Here is a 19,132-nt window from a genome sequence, read left to right on the forward strand (position 1 = left end):
GTTTCTTAACGTTTCGGAACTTATTTTACAAACGGCATACCTAGTTGTGTCAGAAGCTCACGGGACTCTTCATCCGATTGAGCTGTTGTCACAATAACGATATCCATACCGCGTACTTTATCAATCTTGTCATACTCGATTTCAGGGAAAATCAATTGCTCTTTCAGGCCCAGTGTATAGTTACCGCGACCATCAAAAGCTTTGTTGGAAATCCCGCGGAAGTCACGCACACGAGGCAATGCCACGTTGAACAACTTATCGAGGAAGTAGTACATACGCTCGCCGCGAAGTGTTACCTTCACACCGATTGGCATGTTCTCACGCAATTTGAAACCTGCAATGGATTTCTTTGCACGAGTGACAACTGGCTTTTGACCTGCAATGATCTGCATGTCCTGAACAGCTGCATCGATGGTCTTGGAGTTACCAACCGCATCGCCCACACCCATGTTGATAACAATCTTCTCGACCTTCGGCACTTGCATAACCGATGTATAGTTAAACTTCTGCATTAACGCAGGAGTAACTTCATTCAAGAAACGATCTTTCATTCTTGCTGCCATCTTAGGAAAACCTCCTTTCCATTTGGATCAATTAATCGATCGCTTCACCGGATTTTTTGGCGATACGAACTTTACTGCCGTTTTCAAGCACTTTGTACCCAACCCGTGTTGGTTTGCCGCTCTTAGGATCCAGCAACATCACGTTAGATACGTGAATCGCAGCCTCTTGAGACAGAATTCCACCTTGCGGATTTTGTTGTGTTGGCTTTTGGTGCTTGCTTACCATGTTCACACCTTCAACCAATACACGGTTTTGACGAGGGTAAGCTGCAATAACGCGGCCTTTTTTCCCTTTGTCCTTACCCGTAATCACGATAACTGTATCTTCTTTCTTCACATGAAGCTTGTTGTTATGCGATTCAAGTCTTTTCTTTGTTCTAGGCATTTTCCGTTACACCTCCTATTCAACCCCAAAAAGTGATATTTTGAAGTCCATACGAACTAGATTACTTCTGGAGCGAGAGAAACGATTTTCATGAAATCCTTATCGCGAAGTTCACGTGCGACTGGACCAAAAATACGAGTTCCGCGCGGGCTCTTATCTTCTTTTACAATTACAGCTGCGTTCTCGTCGAAACGAATGTAGGATCCGTCTTTACGGCGAGTGGAGCGTTTTGTCCGAACGATAACGGCTTTAACTACGTCACCCTTCTTGACAACGCCACCAGGTGTTGCTTCTTTCACAGAACATACGATCAAATCACCGATGTGACCGACGCGACGTCCAGTACCGCCAAGTACTCGAATGCACATCAATTGCTTGGCACCGGAATTATCGGCGGAAGCCAATCGTGTAAATGGTTGAATCATCTGAAAAGCCCTCCTTTCGAGTTATGTGCCTTTTAGCAATTAGATGATGACAGCTTTTTCGACGACTTCTACAAGTCTCCAACGCTTGTCTTTGGAAATCGGGCGGGTTTCCATAATTTTTACTACATCGCCGATTTGTGCTTCACCAGACTCATCATGAGCCTTGAATTTCTTTGTATATTTGATACGCTTGTGATACAGGTCATGTTTCTTGTAAGTTTCTACGGCTACAACAATGGTTTTTTCCATTTTGTCGCTTACGACTTTACCGACCTGAACTTTGCGATCATTGCGCTGTTCCATATCGTGCCCTCCTCTCTAGGTTCTTTAGCTGATCCCGAGTTCTCTTTCCCGAATAATCGTCTTCGCACGAGCGATTTCTTTACGAAGTTCACGAAGTCGAACCGGATTGTCCAGTTGACCAGTAGCCAGTTGAAAACGGAGGTTGAAAAGTTCTTCCTTATATCCGGTAATTTTATGCTCTAACTCAGCAGTGGTTAAGTTACGAAATTCAATTGCTTTCATTTGCTTCACCGCCTACTTCTTCTCGTTTCACGAACTTCGTTTTGATAGGGAGCTTGTGGGAAGCAAGGCGCATAGCTTCACGTGCTATTTCTTCGCTCACCCCGGCCAGTTCAAACATAATTTTACCTGGCTTTACTACGGATACCCATTTCTCAACGTTACCTTTACCGCTACCCATCCGCACCTCAAGAGGTTTTGCAGTTACCGGTTTGGAAGGAAAAATTTTGATCCAAACTTTACCGCCACGTTTGATGTAACGAGTCATTGCAATACGAGCTGCTTCAATCTGACGATTGGACACCCATGCTGGTTCTACTGCTTGCAAACCGTATTCGCCGAACGCGATTTCTGCGCCGCCTTTAGTTTGACCTGCCATTTTACCACGATGTTCTTTACGGTGTTTGACGCGCTTAGGTACTAACATGATTAGTTTCCTCCTTCCTGAACAGCCTTTTTCTTCGCTGCTGGAAGAACTTCTCCACGATAAATCCAGACTTTCACGCCGATACGACCATAAGTAGTATGCGCTTCTGCCGTTCCATAGTCGATGTCCGCACGCAATGTATGAAGTGGCACTGTACCTTCGCTGTAGCCTTCGCTACGAGCGATTTCCGCGCCGCCCAGACGACCGCTAACGCCAGTTTTAATTCCTTTGGCGCCTGCTCTCATTGAACGTTGGATGGATTGTTTCATAGCACGACGGAAAGATACGCGGCGCTCAAGCTGTTGAGCAATGCTCTCTGCTACAAGTGTTGCGTTCAATTCCGGGTTCTTGATCTCAGCGATGTTGATGTGTACTTTCTTATTCGACAATTGAGCAATGTAGTTACGGATTACTTCAACTTCCGCGCCGCCTTTACCAATAACCATACCTGGCTTAGCAGTGTGGATAGTTACGTTAACACGGTTTGCTGCACGTTCGATATCGAAATGGGAAACTGCCGAGTCTTTCAGCTTTTTCTTCAGATATTCACGAATTTTCACGTCTTCCATCAGTAAAGTACCGAAATCTTTCTCCGCGTACCATTTGGATTCCCAATCCCTGATGATTCCAATTCTCATTCCAATGGGATTTACCTTTTGACCCACACGTTATCCCTCCTTATTTCTCAGATACCACTAATGTAATGTGGCTGGTACGTTTAAATATGCTAAACGCACGTCCTTGCGAACGAGGCTGAAATCTTTTCATTGTCGGACCTTGGTTAGCATAAATTTCAGAAATAACTAACTTGTTAGGATCTAACGAGAAGTTATGCTCAGCATTTGCGATCGCCGAATTAAGCAACTTCTCCACAACTGGTGAAGCAGCACGCGGCGTATGGCGTAGGATCGCAATAGCATCGCCCACTTTTTTTCCGCGAATCAAATCGATAACCAGTTTCACTTTACGCGCTGATATACGAATGTGATTCACCTGAGCCTTAGCTTGTTGCATGGTAGTACCCTCCTCTCAAACATATCATAAGCTGTCTCTCGACGTTTATTCTATCGTTTACCTGTCTTCTTATCATCGTCAGTATGTCCTTTGTACGTACGGCTTGGTGCGAATTCACCGAGCTTATGACCAACCATATCTTCCGTAACGTATACTGGAACATGCTTTCTGCCATCATAAACAGCAAATGTGTGACCAACGAATTGAGGGAAAATTGTGGAGCGGCGGGACCAGGTCTTAATAACAACTTTCTTCCCTTGTCCAATGGCATCCACTTTTTTCATCAAGTGATCGTCTACAAAAGGTCCTTTTTTCAAACTGCGGCCCATCGTTCGTCCTCCTTTCATGCAACCTTGCTGAGAATGTTATTACTTCGTGCGACCACGAATAATATATTTATCAGAAGCTTTGCTCTTCTTACGGGTTTTGTAACCAAGAGTTGGTTTACCCCATGGAGACATTGGTGATTTGCGTCCGATCGGAGCGCGGCCTTCACCACCACCGTGTGGGTGATCTACTGGGTTCATTACTACTCCGCGGACGGTAGGACGCTTGCCCAACCAGCGGTTACGACCAGCTTTACCGATGTTGATCAGTTCGTGATCTCCATTACCAACAGATCCGATCGTAGCGCGACAAACCTTAAGAATGCGACGAACTTCTCCTGAAGACAAACGAATCGAAACATACTCTTCTTCTTTACCTAGCAATTGAGCTTCTGTACCAGCAGCACGAACCATTTGTCCGCCTTTACCCGGCTTCATCTCAATGTTGTGGATAACTGTTCCAACCGGGATGTTCTCCAGTGGCAATGCATTGCCCACTTTAATATCTGAACCAACGCCGGAGCTAACTTGATCGCCAACCTTAAGTCCCTTAGGAGCTAGGATATAGCGCTTTTCTCCGTCTGCGTATACGATCAAAGCGATGTTAGCAGTCCGGTTAGGATCGTACTCGATTGTAGCAACGCGCCCCGGTATGCCATCTTTGTTACGCTTAAAGTCGATCATACGGTATTTACGTTTGTGTCCGCCGCCTTGATGACGAATCGTGATTTTACCTTGGTTGTTGCGGCCAGCTTTATTCATAAGAGGCGCTAACAACGATTTCTCCGGTGTTGAAGTAGTGATCTCTTCGAACGTGGAAACCGTCATTTGACGTCTCGAAGCAGTAGTTGGCCTAAATGATTTGATTGGCACTTGGATTCCCTCCTTACTTCACGAAATTAAACCGATTCAAAAAACTCTAATGGCTTGCTGTCAGCAGTCAAACGAACGATTGCTTTTTTCCATTCGGACGTATATCCGCTATATTTACCATAACGCTTTGGTTTAGCCGCAACGTTCATAATATTTACATAGGATACTTTGACTTTGAAAATATCTTGAATTGCTAATTTGATTTCTGTCTTATTCGAGCGCTTGTCAACTTCAAACACATAAGTGTTATTCGACATCAGATCGCTAGTGCGTTCTGTGATAATTGGGCGCTTGATAATATCGCGAGGATTTTTCATTACGCAAGCACCTCCTCTACCTTCTCGATTGCTTCCTTCGTAATGATGAGCTTGTCGTAAACAAGAACATCCAGAACATTGATGCCGTCTGCAGTTACGAATTTCACACCCGGAATATTACGAGTGGACAACGCTACATTATCATCAAAACTTGCTGCTACAACCAAAGCTTTACGATCAACCTTCAGGTTGTTAAGGATCGCTGCAAATTCCTTTGTTTTTGGTGCGTTGAAAGACAATTGATCCAATACTATAATTCCGTTGTCAATCACTTTGGATGACAATGCGGATTTGATAGCTAAACGACGAACTTTACGAGGCATTTTATAGCCATAACTTCTTGGAGTCGGTCCGAATACGATACCGCCGCCTTTCCATTGTGGCGAACGAATGCTACCCTGACGGGCACGTCCAGTTCCTTTTTGCTTCCACGGCTTGCGACCGCCACCGCGCACTTCTGAGCGGCCTTTAGTTTTGTGCGTACCTTGACGTTGCGTAGCTTGTTGGTTCACAACAGCTTCGTGAAGTACATGTGTGTTTGGCTCGATTCCGAAAATCGCATCCGCCAAATCCACTTCTCCCACTTGAGCTCCGCTAACATTGTACATTGCTACTTTTGGCATGTTTGTTCCTCCTTCCTCTTAACTCTTACTTCTTAACAGTTGATTTAACGCTAACGTAGCTGTTTACTGGTCCTGGAACGGATCCTTTTACCAAGATAACATTGCGTTCAGCATCAACTTTAACTACTTGTAATTTCTGAACTGTAATGGTTTCATGACCCATATGGCCCGGCATGTTCTTGCCTTTCGGGATACGGTTACCTGTACGGATTACTGCCATCGAACCTGAGCCACGGTGGTATTTCGAACCGTGAGACATAGGACCGCGGGATTGACCCCAACGCTTGATTGCGCCGGCAAATCCTTTACCTTTAGAAGTACCTGTGACGTCAACATATTCGCCCTCTGCGAAAATATCAGCTTTCAGCTCTTGGCCTACCTCGAACTCGCCAACATTAACACCGCGAATTTCTTTAATGTAGCGCTTAGGTGCTGTGCTTGCTTTTTTAGCATGGCCCAGCTCAGGTTTTATTGCATTCTTTTCTTTCTTATCGTCGAAACCGATCTGGATCGATTCATAACCATCATTATCTTGATCTTTCTTCTGCAAAACCACACAAGGGCCTGCTTCGATCACGGTAACTGGCAATGCTGTTCCATCAGCGGCAAAGACTTGGGTCATACCCAGTTTCTTCCCTAAGATACCTTTCATGTTGACACCTCTTTTCCTTTGTGATTCAAAATAATAGTTGTTACTTTGGTTCTTACATCAAACTTACACAGCTTGTTTCGTTGCATAATTTTGATTTACATCATTTTTTTGCATTTAACTTTAAGGCAAAAATTTGATTTACAGCTTGATTTCGATATCTACGCCAGATGGCAGATCCAAGCGCATCAATGCATCGACCGTTTGCGGTGTAGGATCCACGATGTCGATCAGACGCTTATGCGTACGCATTTCGAACTGCTCTCTGGAATCCTTGTACTTGTGAACCGCACGCAAGATCGTAATGATCTGCTTTTCAGTAGGTAACGGAATCGGACCGGAAACACTTGCACCGGAACGTTTAGCCGTCTCCACGATTTTCTCCGCGGATTGATCAAGAACTCTGTGATCGTATGCTTTCAAGCGTATACGAATCTTTTGCTTTGCCATATAAGTCCCTCCTTCTATCGCCCAATTTAGTATCGGACATACTCCGTGAAAATCCCCTGGCAGCAACCGTATCCTCATGGCAAAGGGGCCGGGTGTGTCAGCAACCTCTCACATCATCGCACAGTCACAGACCAACGTTTAATATTATATAAAAAAACAACATGAAAAGCAAGAAGATTTATAGGGAATTTGCGGAATTATTTAAAGAGCCCTCAACTTATAAAAAGTCGAGGGCTCTTACTAGTTTCTTCTACTATATATAGAAGAAATTATTTTTGGATCGATGCAACAGCACCTGCGCCTACTGTACGTCCGCCTTCACGAATCGCGAAGCGTGTTCCTTCTTCGATTGCGATTGGGTTGATCAGTTCAACAGTTACAGTGATGTTATCGCCAGGCATAACCATTTCGGTTCCTTCTGGAAGAGAGATAACGCCAGTTACGTCTGTAGTCCGGAAGTAGAACTGTGGACGGTAACCTGTGAAGAAAGGCTTGTGACGGCCACCCTCTTCTTTAGTAAGAACGTAGATTTGAGCTGTAAAGTTTGTGTGTGGTTTAACCGAACCCGGTTTAGCCAAAACTTGTCCACGCTCGATATCTTTACGCTCTACACCACGAAGCAATGCGCCGATGTTGTCCCCAGCTTGTGCGGAATCCAACAATTTGCGGAACATCTCAACGCCTGTAACTACGCATTTGCGAGTTTCTTCAGCGATACCAACGATTTCAACCTCGTCGCCAACTTTAACTACTCCACGCTCTACACGGCCTGTAGCAACTGTACCACGACCTGTGATTGTGAAAACATCCTCAACCGGCATCAAGAAAGGTTTTGCTACATCACGCTCAGGAGTTGGGATGAAAGTGTCCACTTGCTCGAACAATTCAACGATCTTTTGAGCCCATTCTCCTTCAGGGTTTTGCAAAGCTTCACGAGCGGAACCACGAATGATTGGAGTGTCGTCGCCTGGGAATTCATACTCGCTAAGCAAGTCACGAACTTCCATTTCAACCAATTCCAACAACTCTTCGTCGTCAACCATATCGCATTTGTTCAAGAATACTACGATGTAAGGAACGCCTACTTGACGGGAAAGCAGGATATGTTCACGAGTTTGTGGCATAGGGCCATCAGCTGCAGAAACAACCAGGATTGCTCCATCCATTTGTGCTGCACCAGTGATCATGTTTTTAACATAGTCGGCGTGACCTGGGCAGTCAACGTGTGCGTAGTGACGGTTGTTTGTTTCGTACTCAACGTGAGCTGTGGAAATTGTAATCCCGCGCTCGCGCTCTTCTGGTGCTTTGTCGATTTGGTCAAATGCTACTGCAGATCCACCACCGTATTTTTTGGATAGTACAGTTGTGATAGCAGCTGTTAACGTTGTTTTACCATGGTCAACGTGACCAATTGTACCAATGTTAACGTGTGGTTTGTTACGTTCAAATTTCGCTTTTCCCATGACTCGCTATTCCTCCTTATAGTAAGAAAGTTATATATGATTATGCGCCTTTGTTCTTGGAAGCAATTTCTTCCGCGATGCTTCTAGGCACCTCTTCATAGTGTGAAATCTCCATTGAATATACGCCGCGACCTTGAGTACGCGATCTGAGTGTTGTGGAGTATCCGAACATCTCGGACAATGGCACCTTGGAGCGGATTACTTGCGCACCAGCGCGAGCGTCCATTCCTTCGATACGGCCACGTCTGGAGTTCAAATCGCCCATTACGTCACCCATGTATTCTTCTGGTACTGTAACTTCAACCTTCATGATTGGCTCAAGCAGACATGGGTTACATTTGTCTTTCGCGGCTTTGAGGGCCATCGAACCGGCAATTTTAAACGCCATTTCACTGGAGTCAACATCATGATAGGAACCATCAAAAATGGTTGCTTTGATATCCACGAGAGGGAATCCTGCAAGAACCCCGTTCTTCATAGATTCTTCAATACCTGCTTGTACCGGAGCGATGAACTCTCTTGGTACTACGCCACCCACGACCTTGTTCTCGAACACGAAGCCAGTACCTGCCTCCAATGGTGTGAACTCGATCCAGCAATGTCCGTATTGACCACGGCCACCGGATTGACGTACGAACTTACCTTCAACCTTAGCTGCCGTCTTGAATGTTTCGCGATAAGCAACTTGCGGTTTACCAACGTTTGTCTCCACTTTAAACTCGCGAAGCATACGGTCCACGATGATCTCAAGATGAAGCTCGCCCATCCCTTGAATAATCGTTTGTGCCGTTTCTTCATCTGTATAGTAGCGGAATGTTGGATCTTCCTCAGCTAACTTAGACAACGCAACGCCCAATTTATCTTGGTCAGCTTTTGTCTTAGGCTCAACAGCGATCGAGATAACTGGATCCGGGAAGTTCATGGATTCCAGAATAACTGGATGCTTCTCATCACAAATTGTGTCGCCTGTGATCGTTTCCTTCAAGCCTACAGCTGCAGCTATATCCCCTGAATACACTTCGCTGATTTCTTGACGGCTGTTCGCATGCATTTGCAAAATACGACCCACACGCTCACGTTTTCCCTTTGTAGCATTCAATACGTATGAGCCGGAGCTTAGTACTCCAGAGTAAACGCGGAAGAACGTCAATTTACCTACATAAGGATCCGTTGCAATCTTGAAAGCAAGGGCTGCAAACGGTTCAGCATCTGAAGATTTACGAACAATCTCAGTTCCATCTTCAAGATGACCCGTAATATCAGGCACGTCAATTGGAGCAGGTAGATAATCTACTACAGCATCAATCATCAATTGAACACCTTTGTTGCGGTAAGACGATCCACAGATAACCGGGAATATCTTAACCTCAGTCACACCTTTACGAAGCGCTGTCTTGATTTCCGGGATGGAGATTTCTTCTCCCTCCAGGTATTTCATAGTCAAGTCTTCGTCAAGCTCGGCAACCTTCTCTACAAGCAAGCTGCGAAGCTCTTCAACTTTTGCTGAAAATTCCTCAGGAACTCCAGCTTGTTCATCGAAAGCACCTTTATCATCAGTGAAGATGTAGGTCTTACGCTCAACAAGGTCAATAATTCCTTTGAAATCTGATTCTGCACCGATAGGCAGTTGAATGGCTACCGCATTAGCGCCCAAACGAAGCTTCATTTGTTCGATAACTGCCAAAAAGTCTGCACCGATGATATCCATTTTGTTCACGTATGCGATCCGAGGAACGTGGTAACGATCCGCTTGTCTCCATACGGTTTCGGATTGGGGCTCAACACCTTCTTTGGCACTGAACACACCAACCGCTCCATCGAGTACGCGCAGGGAACGTTCAACTTCAACAGTGAAGTCAACGTGTCCCGGGGTGTCGATAATATTGATACGGTGCCCTTTCCACTGACAAGTGGTTGCGGCTGACGTGATGGTGATTCCGCGCTCTTGCTCCTGCTCCATCCAGTCCATCGTAGCGGCTCCTTCATGAACCTCTCCGATCTTGTGGGTACGGCCGGTGAAGAACAAAATGCGTTCCGTCGTCGTCGTTTTACCGGCGTCAATATGCGCCATGATCCCAATATTACGCGTGTCTTTCAAGGAGAACTCTCTTGGCATAGTAACGTCTCCTTCCTGTTATAGACTTTATCCTACCAGCGGTAGTGCGCAAACGCTTTGTTCGCTTCCGCCATCTTGTGAGTATCTTCGCGCTTCTTAACGGAAGCACCCGTGTTGTTGCTAGCGTCGATGATCTCGGCAGCCAAACGCTCTTCCATGGTCTTCTCTCCGCGTAAGCGTGAGTAGTTAACCAACCAACGAAGACCAAGCGCCGTACGGCGTTCTGGCTTAACTTCGATTGGCACTTGATAGTTAGCGCCACCTACACGGCGAGCTTTAACTTCAAGTACTGGCATGATGTTCTTAATCGCTTGTTCAAACACTTCCATTGGCTCTTTGCTAGTACGTGTTTGAATCAGGTTAAACGCATCATATAGAATTGTTTGTGCAACTCCGCGTTTTCCATCGAGCATAATACGGTTAATCAGTCGGGTAACCAATTTGCTACTGTAAATCGGATCCGGCAAAACGTCTCTTTTAGTAACTGGACCTTTACGAGGCATAGTTATCCCCCTTTCTTGTAGAAATCATTCGATATTAGTTGAAGACTATTATTACTTCTTAACTTTAGGACGTTTTGTACCATACTTGGAACGAGCTTGTTTACGGTTGTTAACACCGGATGTATCAAGCGCTCCCCGTACGATATGGTAACGTACCCCTGGTAAGTCTTTAATCCGTCCGCCACGGATCAATACTACACTGTGCTCTTGCAGGTTGTGTCCGATTCCCGGAATGTAAGCCGTAACCTCGACACGGTTTGTTAAGCGTACACGAGCGTATTTACGAAGTGCTGAGTTCGGTTTCTTCGGAGTCATAGTACCTACACGAGTGCAGACACCACGCTTCTGAGGAGCACTCATGTCAGTCGATTCTCTTTTCAAGGCATTGAAACCTCTTTGAAGAGCTGGAGACTTGGACTTCGTAATCTTAGCTTGACGGCCTTTACGTACTAACTGGTTAATTGTTGGCATGTCGCCACCTCCTTCCCCTTAAGTTGTTCTTTCTTACTGTGCAGGCTTAAGTTTCAAGCCCACAGATCCAGGTGGTTCACAAATGAGCAAACGAAATGTCTTTGCCGCGGGTAATCCGGAATATTCCGAGATGACCCGCAACAAAAACAGTTAACTTCATTCGTTCACAGCAGCAGCTACAGCAGCACCAACTTCAATACCGCATGCTTTTCCAAGCAGCTTCATAGAATCTACGTACGAAACTGTAACGCCCATCTTTTTACAAAGATTCACGATTTTACTCGTTATTCTGGGATCTGCATCATTAGCCACAAACACTTCGCTGGCTTTGCCTAGCTCCACCATCTTCAATGTTTGTTTCGTGCCTATCGATATTTTCTCTGCCTGTTTCACTTTATCATAAGACATCGAACTCATCCTCCAAAGCGCAGGAGTGGAAACTAGGTTATGGCACACTTTGATATATTAGCACTTCGAAAATTCGGTGTCAAGGAAGATAGGGCAGGTAACATTTGTTTTTTTGGTAAAAAACAAATCTTTTATTCTACCGCTACCGTTTCTTTCACTTCATCTTCGCTCACAACCGTCTCTTCATTCGGATCGACCAATCGGATATTGCGGTAACGCGGCATCCCGGTACCAGCAGGAATCAGCTTCCCGATGATGACGTTCTCCTTCAAGCCGAGTAATTGGTCAACTTTACCCTTGATAGCTGCATCCGTCAATACACGAGTCGTCTCTTGGAATGAGGCAGCAGACAGGAACGAATCTGTCTCAAGAGAAGCTTTTGTAATCCCTAAGAGGACCGGCTTAGCAACAGCAGGCTCCTTACCAGAGAACAGGGCCGTCTTGTTAGCTTCCTCGTATTCGTGGATGTCTACGAATGCTCCTGGAAGTAACGTTGTGTTGCCGCTGTCTACGATACGAATCTTGCGAAGCATCTGACGAATCATGACTTCTACGTGCTTGTCATTGATCTCAACGCCCTGGTTCCGGTAAACGCGTTGAACTTCTTGAAGGATATAGTTCTGAACCCCGCGGATCCCCTTGATGCGAAGCATTTCCTTCGGATCGATGGAACCATCAGTCAGTTCATCCCCAGCTTCTACTTGATGCCCGACTGCTACACGGATACGTGATCCGTACGGCACGGCGTACACCTTCGATTCAGCTTCACCTTCAACTTCGATTTCACGGCGATCCTTGGCTTCGCGTATTTCTTTTACCTTACCGTCTAGCTCAGTAATAATCGCTTGGCCTTTTGGATTCCGTGCTTCGAATAGCTCCTGAATACGCGGCAAACCTTGTGTAATATCGTCTCCGGCGACGCCCCCGGTATGGAACGTACGCATCGTGAGCTGTGTTCCTGGCTCTCCGATAGACTGGGCCGCGATAATACCAACTGCTTCCCCAATCTCAACATGAGTACCCGTTGCCAAGTTGCGGCCATAGCATTTTTTACATACGCCATGGCGTGTTCGGCAGCTAAGAACAGATCGGATCTGAAGCTTCTCGATACCCGCAGCGATTATCGCGTCAGCCTTACCCGACTCGATTAATTCGTTACGCGCAACGATCACGTCGCCTGTCTTTGGATGACGAACTGTTTCGAACGCATAGCGTCCTTCAATACGGTCATACAAATCCTCGATTACTTCTTTACCGTCTTGGATCTTCGTTACGGTGAATCCTTTATCTGTTCCGCAATCATCATCCCGAACGATTACGTCTTGTGCAACGTCTACGAGACGACGAGTCAAGTAACCTGAATCGGCTGTACGAAGGGCTGTATCGGCAAGACCTTTACGAGCACCATGCGTGGAGATAAAGTACTCTAATACCGTCAAGCCTTCACGGAAGTTCGATTTGATCGGCAATTCAATAATTCGACCGGATGGGTTGGCCATAAGACCGCGCATTCCGCCGAGTTGCGTAATTTGGGATTTGTTACCCCGTGCTTTGGATTCAACCATCATGTTGATGGAGTTGAATTTGTCCAAAGACTTCATAAGAATATCGGTAATTTCGTCTTTGGCTTTACCCCAGACCTGAATAACCCTGTCATAGCGCTCTTCGTCTGTAATTAATCCGCGACGGAATTGGTTCGTAACGGTTCTTACCTTATCTTCAGATTCCTTCAGAATAAGGTCCTTCTCTTTAGGCACGATAACGTCTGATACGGCAACTGTAATCCCCGCTTTGGTGGAGTACGTGAAACCATTCTGCTTGATGTTATCGAGAATAATAGAAGTTTTGGTTGTATGGTAGCGACGGAAGCATTCTCCGATCAACGAACCCAAATACTCTTTACCGACTGCTCCTCGAGATGGTGCAGAGCGAATAAACGCTTGAATATCTCCGCCTTTTTCCAGCATGAAATATTCATCCGAGATTCCTTGGAAAAGATTATTCTTCGTAGCTTCATTAATGTACGGGAAATCTTCCGGGAAGATATCGTTGAAGATAATCTTACCAATGGTCGTAACAAGCAAAGAGTTTTGTTGTTCCGGTGTAAAGCTGGTTTTCTTCAATGCGCGAGCTGGAATAGCAACCTTTGCATGCAGGGAAGCAATCCCTCGTTGGTAGGCTGAGACAGCCTCATGGACGTTGCGCAGCAGCATCCCTGTTCCAACTGCTTCGATGTTCTCCATTGTTAAGTAGAAGCTACCAAGCACCATATCCTGTGAAGGTGTAACAACTGGTTTGCCATCCTTAGGGTTCAGGATATTCCCAGACGCCAACATCAAGATCCGTGCTTCTGCTTGCGCTTCTGCTGACAATGGTACGTGCACAGCCATCTGGTCACCGTCAAAGTCGGCATTATATGCCGTACAGACGAGTGGATGCAGCTTGATTGCGCGGCCTTCGACCAGAATCGGTTCAAATGCTTGGATCCCTAGACGGTGAAGGGTAGGGGCACGGTTCAAGAGAACCGGGTGCTCCTTAATAACTTCCTCAAGGACATCCCATACTTCAGGACTAACGCGTTCTACTTTGCGTTTCGCGCTCTTAATGTTATGAGCCAGTCCTTTATTAACAAGCTCTTTCATTACAAAAGGCTTGAACAATTCTAATGCCATTTCCTTAGGAAGTCCGCATTGGTACATCTTCAGGCTAGGTCCTACAACGATAACCGAACGACCCGAATAGTCAACACGTTTACCCAGCAAGTTCTGACGGAAACGTCCTTGCTTACCCTTCAACATATGGCTGAGGGACTTAAGCGGACGATTACCAGGACCTGTAACCGGTCGGCCTCTGCGGCCATTATCGATCAAGGCATCAACCGCTTCCTGGAGCATCCGCTTCTCGTTCTGAACGATAATGTCCGGCGCTCCCAGATCTAACAACCGCTTAAGGCGGTTATTCCGGTTAATAACACGGCGATACAAGTCATTCAAATCTGAAGTCGCGAACCGGCCGCCGTCCAATTGAACCATAGGACGGAGTTCTGGCGGGATAACAGGAAGGACATCCAACACCATCCACTCCGGCTCATTGCCAGAATGACGGAATGCTTCCATAACCTCTAACCGCTTGATCGCACGATTCCGGCGTTGACCTTGAGCTGTACGAAGCTCTTCCTTCAGCATATCGACTTCTTTATCGATATCGATATCCTGCAAAAGCTTCTTAACTGCCTCGGCACCCATCCCAGCGTGGAACGCATAGCCGTATTTCTCACGGTAGCTGCGGTATTCTTTCTCCGATAGCAATTGTTTCTTCTCAAGAGGCGTATCCCCTGGATCTGTAACTACGTAAGATGCGAAGTATATAATCTCCTCAAGCGATCTTGGAGACATATCCAAGGCTAGTCCCATACGGCTTGGAATACCTTTGAAATACCAAATATGCGATACCGGAGCAGCCAATTCAATATGGCCCATACGTTCACGGCGAACTTTTGCGCGAGTTACTTCTACTCCGCATCGGTCACAGACAACACCTTTATAACGAACGCGTTTATACTTCCCGCAATGGCATTCCCAATCCTTGGTTGGCCCGAAAATCTTCTCACAGAAAAGACCTTCTTTTTCCGGTTTAAGTGTACGGTAGTTAATCGTTTCTGGTTTCTTTACTTCCCCTCGAGACCAAGAACGAATTTTATCAGGTGAAGCAAGACCAATCTTCATGTACTCGAAATTGTTTACGTCCAACAAGGAGCAACCCTCCTCTAGATTGTACTCTTGTACTGTGGTGGAATCGATCGTGCTTGGAGCAGGAGGGTCGGGTCGATTACTCGACGCCGACCTCAGATCCCTCTAGATTGAGATTCAGCTTGTCTCCGGCGACATCATCGTCGTCATCAAGCTCTTTCATCTCGATCTCTTGCTCGTCCTCTGCTAATATCTTAACGTCCATGCCTAAGCTCTGGAGCTCTTTAATCAATACTTTAAACGATTCCGGCACACCAGGCTCCGGTACATTCTCGCCTTTGACAATGGATTCATAGGTTTTCACCCGTCCGACCACGTCATCAGACTTGACGGTAAGAATTTCTTGAAGGGTATAAGCTGCACCATATGCCTCAAGCGCCCAAACTTCCATCTCCCCGAAACGTTGGCCACCGAACTGCGCTTTACCACCGAGCGGCTGCTGCGTTACAAGTGAGTAAGGACCAGTCGAACGAGCATGTATCTTATCGTCGACCATGTGAGCAAGCTTGATCATATACATGACCCCGACCGTAACTTCACGCTCGAACGGCTCTCCACTGCGGCCATCATACAATATCGTTTTACCATTTCTCTGCATACCTGCTTCTTCCATGGCATCGAACACGTCGTGTTCACGCGCACCGTCGAATACAGGTGTTGCAGTGTGAATGCCAAGAAGCTTCGCAGCCATACCCAAGTGAACTTCTAGCACTTGACCGATGTTCATCCGTGAAGGAACCCCTAGTGGGTTCAAAACAACTTCAACTGGCGTTCCATCTGGCATAAACGGCATATCTTCTTCTGGCAGGATGCGGGCAATAACCCCTTTGTTACCGTGACGGCCAGCCATCTTATCGCCCTCGGAAATCTTACGTTTCTGAGCAATATAGACACGAACCAATTGATTCACACCTGGCGGCAATTCATCGCCATTCTCACGAGTGAACACCTTAACGTCAACAACAATACCATCCGTACCATGTGGCACTCGAAGCGATGTATCTCGAACTTCTCTTGCTTTCTCCCCAAAGATCGCGTGTAGCAAGCGCTCTTCTGCGGTCAACTCGGTTACACCCTTAGGTGTAACTTTACCGACCAGGATATCGCCAGCGCCGATCTCAGCACCGACACGGATAATTCCGCGTTCATCTAGATTGCGAAGCGCATCCTCCCCTACGTTCGGAATGTCGCGTGTAATCTCTTCAGGCCCTAGCTTTGTATCACGAGCTTCCGATTCGTACTCTTCAATGTGAATCGACGTATACACGTCTTCTTTTACCAGCTTCTCACTTAGAAGAATCGCATCCTCGTAGTTGTACCCTTCCCAAGTCATGAACGCCACAACTACGTTGCGTCCCAGCGCTAATTCGCCTTGCTCAGTAGAAGGGCCGTCAGCCATAATATCACCTGGCTTGATAACATCTCCGTAATGTACTAGCGGACGTTGGTTGATGCATGTGCCTTGGTTGGAACGAAGGAACTTGTGGAGCTTGTGTTTAATCAAATCACCTTTAACTTGCTTACCGTCCACCATCTCGTGGCGACGCAGCCAGATCTCGTTCGCGGAGACGCGTTCGATCACACCATGGTGTTTACTTACTATACACACACCGGAATCCTTGGCTGACTTGTGCTCCATTCCAGTTCCGACAAGCGGTGATCTTGGAATAAGAAGCGGTACAGCTTGACGTTGCATGTTCGAGCCCATAAGCGCACGGTTGGAGTCATCGTTCTCTAGGAACGGAATCAACGCGGTTGCTACAGATACGACTTGTTTAGGAGATACGTCCATATAATCGACACGCTCACGAGGCATGACCAAGTTGTCATCCTTGAAACGCACAATAGCTGATTCGTCTGCCAAAGTACCAGTATCGGTCAAATTAGCATTAGCCTGAGCGATAACGTAGTTATCTTCCTCATCAGCTGTTAAGTATGCGATCTGAGACGTTACGATACCTGTCTTAGGATCCACCCAGCGATACGGGGCTTCAATAAAGCCATATTCATTAATTCTCGCAAAGGAGGACAAGGAGTTGATCAACCCGATGTTCGGACCTTCCGGAGTTTCAATCGGACACATCCGTCCATAGTGGGAGTGATGCACGTCGCGCACTTCAAAGCCTGCTCGTTCACGTGTCAAACCACCGGGACCTAGTGCTGAAAGACGGCGCTTATGAGTCAACTCTGCCAATGGATTCGTCTGATCCATAAATTGCGAGAGTTGCGAGCTTCCAAAAAATTCTTTGATGGAGGCAATAACGGGACGAATGTTAATCAAAGCTTGCGGTGTTATTACATTCGCATCTTGGATCGACATCCGCTCACGAACGACACGCTCCATACGGGACAGACCAATACGGAATTGGTTCTGAAGCAATTCACCTACAGAACGTAATCTCCGGTTACCCAAGTGATCGATATCGTCTGTGTTCCCAATTCCATGCAGCAAGTTAATGAAGTAGTTAATGGACGATATAATATCGGCCGGTGTAATATTCTTAACGGATTTATCAATAATCCCGTTCGCTATGATCTTGACAACCTTGCCATCTTCAAGCGGGGATGTAACACGAATGGCCTGTAAAGGGATGCGGCCAGCATCCAACACTCCATTGCTTACTCCATACTCAGCGAAGCCTACTGACGACTCGAGGTAAGGCAGAATCTCATCCAGAATACGGCGGTCTATCATTTGCCCTGCTTCTGCGAGAATTTCACCCGTGCTCAGGTTGACGAGGTTCTCCGCCAATCTCTGATTGAAGAGACGGTTCTTAATATGAAGCTTCTTATTAATCTTGTAACGACCGACATTCGCCAGATCATAACGCTTAGGATCGAAGAAACGAGCGATCAATAAGCTCTTGGCATTATCTAGCGTTGGTGGCTCACCTGGTCGTAGACGCTCATAGATTTCTATCAACGCCTTCTCCGTGGAGTCGGTGTTATCCTTATCAAGGGTATTACGTATATATTCATCATCGCCAAGCAAGTCTATAATCTCGGCATCCGTACCAAAACCTAGCGCACGCAAGAGAACCGTAACCGGAATTTTACGAGTCCGATCAATACGAACATAAATAATGTCCTTTGCATCGGTCTCAAGCTCCAGCCATGCACCCCGGTTAGGGATCACTGTAGCCGTGTAACTTTTCTTGCCGTTTTTGTCTACTTTTGTGCTAAAATAAACGCTAGGGGAACGAACTAACTGACTGACGATAACACGTTCCGCACCATTAATAATAAAGGTACCGGTCTCGGTCATGAGAGGGAAATCTCCCATAAACACTTCCTGCTCTTTTACTTCACCCGTCTCTTTATTAATTAAACGAACCTTGACTCTTAACGGGGCTGCATAAGTAACATCGCGTTCCTTGGACTCGTCAACCGAATACTTCGGCTCACCCAAGCTATAATCGATGAACTCCAAGATCAAATTCCCCGTGAAATCCTGGATAGGAGAGATATCCTGGAACATCTCGCGCAATCCTTCATCCAAAAACCACTGGTATGACTTTTGTTGGATCTCAATCAGGTTAGGAACTTCCAGCACCTCATTAATTCGTGCATATGTCCGGCGATTGCGCCGACCGTATTGAACGTTATGACCCGCCAACTTTCATTCACCCCTCACATCGACATCGAAAATCCTTGAAACAAAAAGAAGAAAAGCCTCGGTTGATCGCCGTAAGGGCGTTGCAGTGAGACCTTTTTCATTGAAAAGCATGGTAGCAATTGCCAAAAGTTTCATACCATGTAGATTTTCCCAAAACGTAAACATTATACGTTATTGGTTAAAATTTTATGCATGATACTCAAGAAAAAATGTCTTGACATTTTAGCGAAGT

General features: G+C 46.2%; 21 protein-coding genes. All 21 read right to left on the minus strand.

Annotated features, from left to right (window positions below; translation table 11 throughout):
- Nucleotides 1-20: 20 nt before the first annotated feature.
- The 21 genes from rplE to rpoB all read right to left on the minus strand — a co-directional run bounded on the left by rplE (nt 21) and on the right by rpoB (nt 18,900).
- Nucleotides 21-563: a 50S ribosomal protein L5 gene (gene rplE, locus AC58QD_RS31235; RefSeq protein ID WP_497338962.1), complete on the minus strand. Its 543-nt coding sequence runs from the start codon at nt 561-563 to the stop codon at nt 21-23.
- Nucleotides 564-594: 31 nt separating this feature from the next.
- Nucleotides 595-948 carry a 50S ribosomal protein L24 gene (gene rplX, locus AC58QD_RS31240; protein WP_497338963.1) on the minus strand — a complete coding sequence of 118 codons (354 nt, stop codon included), beginning with the start codon at nt 946-948 and terminating at the stop codon, nt 595-597.
- A 56-nt stretch (nt 949-1,004) separates the two neighbouring features.
- Nucleotides 1,005-1,373, minus strand: a complete 369-nt coding sequence (gene rplN, locus AC58QD_RS31245; RefSeq protein ID WP_497338964.1) for a 50S ribosomal protein L14 — start codon at nt 1,371-1,373, stop codon at nt 1,005-1,007.
- Between the two features lie 39 nt (nt 1,374-1,412).
- Nucleotides 1,413-1,676 (minus strand): 30S ribosomal protein S17, encoded by a 264-nt coding sequence (gene rpsQ, locus AC58QD_RS31250; protein ID WP_497338965.1) that lies wholly within the window; start codon nt 1,674-1,676, stop codon nt 1,413-1,415.
- Nucleotides 1,677-1,700: 24 nt separating this feature from the next.
- Nucleotides 1,701-1,898, minus strand: a complete 198-nt coding sequence (gene rpmC, locus AC58QD_RS31255; protein WP_497338966.1) for a 50S ribosomal protein L29 — start codon at nt 1,896-1,898, stop codon at nt 1,701-1,703.
- On the minus strand, nt 1,885-2,322 hold the full coding sequence (gene rplP, locus AC58QD_RS31260) for a 50S ribosomal protein L16 (protein ID WP_497338967.1): 438 nt from the start codon (nt 2,320-2,322) through the stop codon (nt 1,885-1,887). The genes rpmC and rplP overlap by 14 nt, the downstream gene beginning before the upstream one ends.
- Nucleotides 2,323-2,324: 2 nt before the next feature.
- Complete coding sequence (rpsC, locus tag AC58QD_RS31265; protein ID WP_497338968.1) at nt 2,325-2,987, minus strand: 30S ribosomal protein S3; 663 nt, start codon at nt 2,985-2,987, stop codon at nt 2,325-2,327.
- Nucleotides 2,988-3,000: 13 nt separating this feature from the next.
- On the minus strand, nt 3,001-3,336 hold the full coding sequence (rplV, locus tag AC58QD_RS31270; RefSeq protein WP_497338969.1) for a 50S ribosomal protein L22: 336 nt from the start codon (nt 3,334-3,336) through the stop codon (nt 3,001-3,003).
- A gap of 50 nt (nt 3,337-3,386) precedes the next feature.
- Nucleotides 3,387-3,665 (minus strand): 30S ribosomal protein S19, encoded by a 279-nt coding sequence (rpsS, locus tag AC58QD_RS31275; protein ID WP_497338970.1) that lies wholly within the window; start codon nt 3,663-3,665, stop codon nt 3,387-3,389.
- A 39-nt stretch (nt 3,666-3,704) separates the two neighbouring features.
- Nucleotides 3,705-4,535, minus strand: a complete 831-nt coding sequence (gene rplB, locus AC58QD_RS31280; RefSeq protein ID WP_497338971.1) for a 50S ribosomal protein L2 — start codon at nt 4,533-4,535, stop codon at nt 3,705-3,707.
- A 26-nt stretch (nt 4,536-4,561) separates the two neighbouring features.
- A complete protein-coding gene (gene rplW, locus AC58QD_RS31285; protein ID WP_497338972.1) occupies nt 4,562-4,852 on the minus strand; it encodes a 50S ribosomal protein L23 in 291 nt (96 codons plus the stop codon).
- Entirely contained in the window at nt 4,852-5,475 is a 624-nt protein-coding gene (gene rplD, locus AC58QD_RS31290) for a 50S ribosomal protein L4 (RefSeq protein WP_497338973.1), read from the minus strand. The genes rplW and rplD overlap by 1 nt, the downstream gene beginning before the upstream one ends.
- 25 nt (nt 5,476-5,500) lie before the next feature.
- A complete protein-coding gene (gene rplC, locus AC58QD_RS31295) occupies nt 5,501-6,127 on the minus strand; it encodes a 50S ribosomal protein L3 (protein WP_497338974.1) in 627 nt (208 codons plus the stop codon).
- A 138-nt stretch (nt 6,128-6,265) separates the two neighbouring features.
- The gene (gene rpsJ, locus AC58QD_RS31300; protein WP_497338975.1) at nt 6,266-6,574 is read right to left on the minus strand and encodes a 30S ribosomal protein S10; all 309 of its coding nucleotides are present in this window, start codon (nt 6,572-6,574) and stop codon (nt 6,266-6,268) included.
- 269 nt (nt 6,575-6,843) lie between these two features.
- Nucleotides 6,844-8,037, minus strand: coding sequence for an elongation factor Tu (tuf, locus tag AC58QD_RS31305; protein WP_497338976.1), 1,194 nt, complete (start codon nt 8,035-8,037; stop codon nt 6,844-6,846).
- A gap of 40 nt (nt 8,038-8,077) precedes the next feature.
- Entirely contained in the window at nt 8,078-10,153 is a 2,076-nt protein-coding gene (fusA, locus tag AC58QD_RS31310; protein ID WP_497338977.1) for an elongation factor G, read from the minus strand.
- A 32-nt stretch (nt 10,154-10,185) separates the two neighbouring features.
- Entirely contained in the window at nt 10,186-10,656 is a 471-nt protein-coding gene (rpsG, locus tag AC58QD_RS31315) for a 30S ribosomal protein S7 (protein WP_497338978.1), read from the minus strand.
- A gap of 51 nt (nt 10,657-10,707) precedes the next feature.
- Entirely contained in the window at nt 10,708-11,127 is a 420-nt protein-coding gene (rpsL, locus tag AC58QD_RS31320; protein WP_497338979.1) for a 30S ribosomal protein S12, read from the minus strand.
- Nucleotides 11,128-11,283: 156 nt separating this feature from the next.
- Entirely contained in the window at nt 11,284-11,535 is a 252-nt protein-coding gene (locus AC58QD_RS31325; protein ID WP_497338980.1) for a 50S ribosomal protein L7ae-like protein, read from the minus strand.
- Between the two features lie 131 nt (nt 11,536-11,666).
- Nucleotides 11,667-15,287, minus strand: a complete 3,621-nt coding sequence (gene rpoC, locus AC58QD_RS31330) for a DNA-directed RNA polymerase subunit beta' (protein ID WP_497338981.1) — start codon at nt 15,285-15,287, stop codon at nt 11,667-11,669.
- Between the two features lie 76 nt (nt 15,288-15,363).
- Entirely contained in the window at nt 15,364-18,900 is a 3,537-nt protein-coding gene (gene rpoB, locus AC58QD_RS31335) for a DNA-directed RNA polymerase subunit beta (RefSeq protein WP_497338982.1), read from the minus strand.
- Nucleotides 18,901-19,132: the final 232 nt, after the last annotated feature.

The sequence above is a fragment of the Paenibacillus sp. J2R1T-4 genome, assembly GCF_059692235.1.